This is a genomic window from Variovorax sp. E3, from assembly GCF_016082275.1.
Taxonomy (GTDB): Bacteria; Pseudomonadota; Gammaproteobacteria; order Burkholderiales; family Burkholderiaceae_C; genus Variovorax.
Genome location: NZ_MOWM01000029.1, coordinates 54,088 through 60,087, shown reverse-complemented (window position 1 = coordinate 60,087; position 6,000 = coordinate 54,088). Strand labels below are relative to the sequence as shown.

The window sequence follows — 6,000 nt, the reverse complement described above, 5'->3', positions numbered from 1 at the left end:
CAGCCCGCAGCTCGCGGCGACCGAAACTCTTTTGCCGACCTGACTGCATTGGCCGCGGCCCTGGCCAACGAAATGACTCCCTACAACCCAGCGCCGGACGAGTCCGGCGGTCAATCCGAAGGCTCCCAACCATGACATCCCTCATTTCCGACCCCGATCTCGCCCTGGTCTTGGGCGCCGCCGACGTCGATGACCTCATCGTGCTGATCGACCACATCACGGACGGAGGAGATGGTCGCATTTCTTTGCCATCGGAAACGTGCAAGGCCCTGACAAACGCGAAGTCTGCCGGCCGGATCGACGAAGTGACTCGAGCGCTGATCGCCGAGGAGTTGCAGCGTTTCGGTGGTAACTCGCTATTCAACCTGATGCGCGGAGGTTCTGGCGTGCGTTATCGGGAAGTCCTCGGCGACGTCGCCAGCCACGTCAAGGCTCGCCACAACCCCAAGAGCGACTGCGCCACGATCGAGATTGCGATTCTGCAGGCTGTGCTGGAGCAATCGGTGATGAAGATGAGTGAGCAAGAGAAGGCCGATCTGTTCGCCGAATTCGGGAGCACCTACAAGCCGAGCGCCGGCCCGGCCATGATGGCGGCGCTCCAAGCTGCCATCAGGGCATCGGGCTTTGGTGCGTACAAGCTCGCGGCGGTCGTGGCCAACGCCGTGGCCAAGGCGATCCTTGGACGTGGCCTGGCCTTCGGCGCCACAGCGGGATTGATGCGGGGAATCAGCGTGTTCACGGGCCCTATCGGCTGGGCCATCACCGCGATCTGGACGGTTTTTGATCTTGGCAGCCCCGCCTATCGCGTCACCGTGCCCTGCGTGATCCAGATCGCCTACATGCGCCAGAAGGCGGCCTTTCGCAGCTGTCCGAACTGCAACGCGCCCGCGGATCCCGGCAAGAAGTTCTGCGGCGAGTGTGGCAGCCCCCTCGCTCTACTGCTGCCTCAGCCCGGCCATGGCGCCAACACAACCAGCTGAACCTGAACGAAAGATCCCATGATCATCATTGTCTCGACCCCGCTTCGCATCGCGGCGTCCTACGCCTTGACGCTTGCCGCGGGCGCGGCGCTCGCCATCGGCTGGCACCTCACCCGCTCCGATCGCTCCAAGCAAGACGATTCCGTGACCGGCTGCTAGTCCGCACGGAATACACCGAAGAAATTTCACCAAACAAGGAGGACGGAGTGACTACGAACCCTTTCAGCAAAGACCTCGAAGCGTTGCAGCGTGAGCATGAGGCAGCCGACAGCGAATTGAAGGATTGGAAAACGAGGCCGCCCGGTTTCACGGCTTCAACATGGACCAAGCAAGTGCCAGCCTCGGGCAAACCGAGCGCGCTCAGGCCGAGATGGAGACCAGGCTTGAAAAGGCACAGAAAGACGCCCGAAGTCTCGTGGCGTCGATTGCGGCTCTGAAGCCCAAGACCGATTTCGGCTTTGACCCGCGTTACTGGGTCTCGTCGGAGCGCGCGATCGCCGTTCGACAGGTGGCGACGCTGGAAGAGGATCTTAAAAATCTCAAGTCGACGATCTCGAACTTGGAGAGCGAGATCAAGAAATCAGCAGAAATTCGTCGAACGAAACGAGGCGAAATCGCTGCGGCACGCGCGTCCGATCCATTGCTCGCACAGTCCGCCATTGCCGCACTGGAGGCCACCCTCCGACGGATTGAGCCTCGGTTGGCGAGCCTGCGTCAACGCCACGACGATCTGGAAAACCTTTTGCGCGAGCCCCTGGCAAGCCTGCACGGCTACGAAGCGGAGCGACTCGCGCTCATGAAGAAAATCTCTCAAGCGGAACACTTCAACCTGGCTCTCAGTAGGGCCGGTGGTGCTGAGCGGAAATGGATCCACGGAAACTGCGAACGGGAATTGGGCCACCGCAGTCCGAACGCCGTCATCGAGCGGTGTGAAGGTAAGCTGCGCGGCGTCGAGGGCAGTCTCGAAAAGATCCGGCTGCGGGTGGAGACAGCGGTCCTCATGGCCCAGCGGGAGATCCGACACATCGTCATTGACGGCAGCAATTTGTGCTACGTCGACCAGGGCAACCGCGGCAAGTCCGATCCAGGTGCTCACCACGCAGGCCAAGCTGCCAACGACGGTGGTTCCAACAATCGACCGAAAAAGCGCCCGACACTCGTCGCTTTGGAGGCCCTGGTCCCTGTCCTGGCCAAGAGCTACGAGGTGACGCTGATCTTCGATGCCAACATTCGGCACCAACTGCTCATGAGTGACAGGGACTTCGAAGCCCGGTTTCCACAAGCGCGAGTCCACGTTCTCCCGAACGGTCGCCAGGCGGATGAACCCGCCCTCATTGCGGCTGAAGACGATGCTCACACCTTCGTCCTGAGCAACGACGGATTCAGGGACTACCCCGAGAAGAGGGCCGTCAAGGAGAAGCGGCTGTTGCAGCATTTGATTACAGAGCGGAGCGTCCACATCTTCGACTTGCACATCACGATTCCGATTACGTTCGAGCCGGAGACAAGGGCTGCCTAGCTGTGAAGCTCCAATAGCCGAAAGCTCGACCAATAGATAGGAGCCTCGTCAGCGAATGCCATCAGGGCCAGCAGATCAAACGCCTGCACAACAGGCCGGATATAAGACTGCAGCCCTGCCTCCTGATTCCTCACGCACACGAGTCACTTGTGATCCGGGAGGCGCCCATATAAGGTTGTATCCGGTGTTCATCCGGATTGGGTTTGAGCGACTGGAAGTCGCCAAACACCCAATCGACTCAGGACACCCAGCCGCGTGCTGGCACGAGCAGGCATGTCCAAGCTGAGTGACCTGGAGCCTGCCGAGCCGATCCTGCGCTACGAGCACGAAGCACCTGGCGATCCGTAGCGAAAGCTGAGAGCGTCCGGATGCTATTCCGGAAGCCGGCGCGATGGCGCAAAAAGTCGGTCAAGGGCATCCAACGCCCGATAGAACCTGACCCAGGAACTGCCGGCACCGCTGAAAACGACGACGCGCGCATCTGCATGGCTGTCGCAGGCATCCATGGCATCGCCGATCTCCAAAGCATCGTCTTGGACAAGGTATCGAGCCTCTGAGGGCGATGCACTTGCAGACGAGCAACCCCATCGTCAATATCGTGACCGCCGCTTGTCCGGCCTCGCCGCTACTGCCTCAGCGTCAAAAGCTTTCGGGCACACCGGTGGTCAAAATCATGGTCTTGACCGGCAAGTCGGGCGCGACGTTCATCACTCGAAGCGTCTGCTGTACGACTTCGCTGAACACAGGCGCTGCAGCAATCCCTCCGAAGTATTTGCCGTCACTTGGCCCATCAATCATGACCCAAACGATGATGCCTCTCGACGGGAGCGAGTCCGGTATGGCACAAAGACCATCACGGTTCAGCCTGGAGATTCCATGGTCTTCGACGCGACTTCGTTTGCACGGCATTGATGAGATCGTCAGCCGGCCGGCCTCGTACCTGTCTGTAGTTGCCTCGCTACGCGGACAAGGTCTCGACCCTCGCAGCGCCGGGCGCGAGCTGGCGCCCTATGGGCGCTTGAACCGCTCGGGCGGCACCGCGTCCTAGCGCTTGATCTTCACCCAGTCGCTCGAACGCACGCCGGCAGGTAGGCGCTCGCGGCGCGCTTGGCCACGATCCCCTCAAGCTTCAGGGGGATCACCGCCTCCTCGAAGATCCTGCCAGCCTGGTCATCGAAATGCTGCACCACCAGAATGCCCGGCCTGGACGGCCTGAAGACCGTGGAGAGCGCAGCCTTGCGCTTCACCAGCGGCTGGCGCGTGATGTCCACGCCGCGATTCACCAAGAGGTCAAAGATGCAGTAGACGACAGGCGAAGCCCCCGCGTACCAGCGGCGCCGGCGCGCGCGGTCCTGAAGCTTGTCGAAGTCGCTGCGGCCGAGCTCGTCGAGCACGCAAATCTCCCCGTCCACCACGTACTGGCCCTTGATCGTGGCCAGCGCCTGGGTGATCTCGGGAAACCATTTCGTCGCGTCGGCGCCCTTGCGAGAACGCAGCTGCACCACACCGCGGTCGAACGCGGCACCTACCCGGTAGCCGTTGTACTGGATCTCGTAGATCCCGCCGGGCTCGTCCAAGTCGAGTGGGCGCTCATCGAGCAGCATGGGCGGGTAGTCGGCCAAGTGCGGCATGACGAAAGCGTCCTGCTGGCGTAGGAGAGGTGCTGTCAGCCGGAATCGCTTTTTGAGGATGGCCGCGCGGCCGCCGCGGGGAGATCTTCAGGCAATGCTGGCGCGGTGCCGGTGCTTACAGGAGACCACATGGCAGACGATCCGAAAAAGACAGGCCTCGACCGCAAACTCATCTCCCTGGAGGAGCCGCACGAGGTGCGGTCCTGGACGGAGTCGCTGGGTGTCACCGAAGCGCAACTGCGTGAGGCGGTCAAGGCGGTCGGCCACTCCGCCGAGGCGGTGCGGAAGTACTTGGCCAGTGAGGAGCGCTGATGACCCCGCTCCGCCGAATCTCGGCGCACGTCGACGAACCGGATCCGGGTCACTTCTACTGGGTGCTCATGGAGGAAGGCGACGATGCCTCGCAATGGCGCGAGCTCGAGTCTGCCGACGAGCCCTACGATATGTGGCTTGACGCGCTGCAAGGCGGCACGAAGGCGCTCATCGGCTATGCGCCTGACGAGCGCATAGGGCCACGCAGGGCCGGCGACGACGAAGATGCATCTCCAGTTGGGGCGCCACCCGAGTGAAAAGGCCAAAGGTGGAATCGAACCGCAGGAGACGACGCGCATCCCTCGACCTGCCCCACGCGACGAAGATCGCATGGCTTCACCAGCTGAACGAACGCCCCACGAAAAGCCGTCCCTGAAGCGGCTTCTTCATGGGCTCGCGCGGGCCTCGCCCTGCCGGCCGCTCCAATCAGCGATGAAGTCCTTCGCACGGACGCGCAGACGCTCCACCGCAGCGTCACGCGTGGGATGCTGGGTGAGAATGAACGCGCAACGAGTGGCGTGGCCCTGGCGCAATTCCCCCTTTCCGGAGAACCCGCCTTCCGGCGCCTTCGTCAACTCCAGCCAGCATGCACATCCATTGGGGCAGATCAACGACGCTTGCCTCGTCGGCCATAGTAATCGAATGCTAAAACACGTTCTCACATCGGGCAATGCAAAACTCTCCGGCGCGCGCGTCCGACTGGGCCTACGGCGCAGTAGCAACAAATACCGCAGGCCGGCGACCGAGAACCAGGGCTGTGCGCAGTGGCCCGGCGGCTACGATCGGCGGATGGCCACCCTCTATCCCACGATGACCGAAAAGCTGACCGTCATGCGAAGCCATGCATCCTCGAAATCATGGGCTTCATCGATCATCACTGCCGTGTACTGGCCCTTGGGCACGAAGCCGCTGGCCAAGGCCCGTTCGACCGTCGCCGCAAGCTCGGCGAAATAGGCATCCGTAGGACTGCGCGGCGCGTTCACCTGCAACTGGTAGGTGCGTACCATGGCCTCGCACCAGCTGTGGAAGGAGCGCACGACCACCCCATGCCCTCCTCCGTCACGCCCCTCGCCTCAAGAAGGAACGCGATGCGCTCGGCCACCCGGCGCGGCAAAGCCTACGATGCGCCGACGTCGCAGTTGGCGCCGATGTTCGCGTACGCGAGGTTAAAAGCGCGTGCCGGCGGCGGCCAGCACGAAGTCGGCTTCCGGCATCAGGCTCCGCCCCGCGCCAGCTGCCATGCCATGCACCTAGTCGACCCCGGGCGCGTACATGGCGTCGAGCGTGGTCATGGCCTCGTGCAGCGGGCCGATCAGCTCGTCCGCCCCGCGCTGCGGGGTCGGCGCTGAGCACGGCCAGGTCGCCGCCGGCCATGAAGCCATTTCCAGCGCGGCGCATGATCACGGCGCACACGCTCAGGTCGGCGGCATTGAGGGCCGACGGCCGGTTGAAGCAGATTGAGGCCACCGCGCCGTCGCGCTCAAGCAGCAGAGGAATATCAGTGGTCATGAAGGCCTCTCGATTCTGATAAAGCGTCGCGCGTGTTGAGATTCACCGC

At 62.6% G+C, this 6,000-nt stretch carries 10 protein-coding genes and 1 pseudogene; 8 read left to right on the top strand and 3 right to left on the bottom strand.

The window, feature by feature from the left end:
- The first annotated feature begins 131 nt into the window (after positions 1–131).
- The 6 genes and pseudogenes from BMG07_RS13325 (at position 132) to BMG07_RS44870 (ending at position 3,547) form a co-directional block, all read left to right on the top strand.
- The gene (locus BMG07_RS13325) at positions 132–980 is read left to right on the top strand and encodes a ubiquinol-cytochrome C chaperone family protein (RefSeq protein ID WP_198084971.1); all 849 of its coding nucleotides are present in this window, start codon (positions 132–134) and stop codon (positions 978–980) included.
- Positions 981–998: 18 nt separating this feature from the next.
- The gene (locus tag BMG07_RS13320; RefSeq protein WP_198084970.1) at positions 999–1,139 is read left to right on the top strand and encodes a hypothetical protein; all 141 of its coding nucleotides are present in this window, start codon (positions 999–1,001) and stop codon (positions 1,137–1,139) included.
- A 124-nt stretch (positions 1,140–1,263) separates the two neighbouring features.
- Positions 1,264–2,499 (top strand): hypothetical protein, encoded by a 1,236-nt coding sequence (locus BMG07_RS13315; RefSeq protein ID WP_198084969.1) that lies wholly within the window; start codon positions 1,264–1,266, stop codon positions 2,497–2,499.
- A 243-nt stretch (positions 2,500–2,742) separates the two neighbouring features.
- Positions 2,743–2,841, top strand: a pseudogene (locus tag BMG07_RS13310) (IS481 family transposase); the annotation flags it as partial.
- Between the two features lie 26 nt (positions 2,842–2,867).
- Complete coding sequence (locus BMG07_RS13305; protein WP_198084968.1) at positions 2,868–3,056, top strand: hypothetical protein; 189 nt, start codon at positions 2,868–2,870, stop codon at positions 3,054–3,056.
- A gap of 11 nt (positions 3,057–3,067) precedes the next feature.
- Positions 3,068–3,547: a hypothetical protein gene (locus BMG07_RS44870; RefSeq protein ID WP_374221276.1), complete on the top strand. Its 480-nt coding sequence runs from the start codon at positions 3,068–3,070 to the stop codon at positions 3,545–3,547.
- 10 nt (positions 3,548–3,557) lie between these two features.
- Here BMG07_RS44870 and BMG07_RS13295 read toward each other — a convergent pair whose 3' ends face one another.
- Positions 3,558–4,130 carry a hypothetical protein gene (locus BMG07_RS13295; RefSeq protein WP_198084966.1) on the bottom strand — a complete coding sequence of 191 codons (573 nt, stop codon included), beginning with the start codon at positions 4,128–4,130 and terminating at the stop codon, positions 3,558–3,560.
- Between the two features lie 129 nt (positions 4,131–4,259).
- On the opposite strand from BMG07_RS13295, the gene BMG07_RS13290 reads away from it, so the two are divergent.
- Together BMG07_RS13290 and BMG07_RS13285 are read left to right on the top strand one after the other, a co-directional pair.
- The gene (locus BMG07_RS13290; RefSeq protein WP_198084965.1) at positions 4,260–4,442 is read left to right on the top strand and encodes a DUF3606 domain-containing protein; all 183 of its coding nucleotides are present in this window, start codon (positions 4,260–4,262) and stop codon (positions 4,440–4,442) included.
- The gene (locus tag BMG07_RS13285; protein ID WP_198084964.1) at positions 4,442–4,699 is read left to right on the top strand and encodes a hypothetical protein; all 258 of its coding nucleotides are present in this window, start codon (positions 4,442–4,444) and stop codon (positions 4,697–4,699) included. The genes BMG07_RS13290 and BMG07_RS13285 overlap by 1 nt, the downstream gene beginning before the upstream one ends.
- A 543-nt stretch (positions 4,700–5,242) precedes the next feature.
- On the opposite strand, the gene BMG07_RS13280 is transcribed toward BMG07_RS13285, so the two are convergent.
- On the bottom strand, positions 5,243–5,485 hold the full coding sequence (locus BMG07_RS13280) for a hypothetical protein (protein ID WP_198084963.1): 243 nt from the start codon (positions 5,483–5,485) through the stop codon (positions 5,243–5,245).
- 207 nt (positions 5,486–5,692) lie between these two features.
- On the bottom strand, positions 5,693–5,824 hold the full coding sequence (locus BMG07_RS42015; protein WP_269758923.1) for a hypothetical protein: 132 nt from the start codon (positions 5,822–5,824) through the stop codon (positions 5,693–5,695).
- Positions 5,825–6,000: the final 176 nt, after the last annotated feature.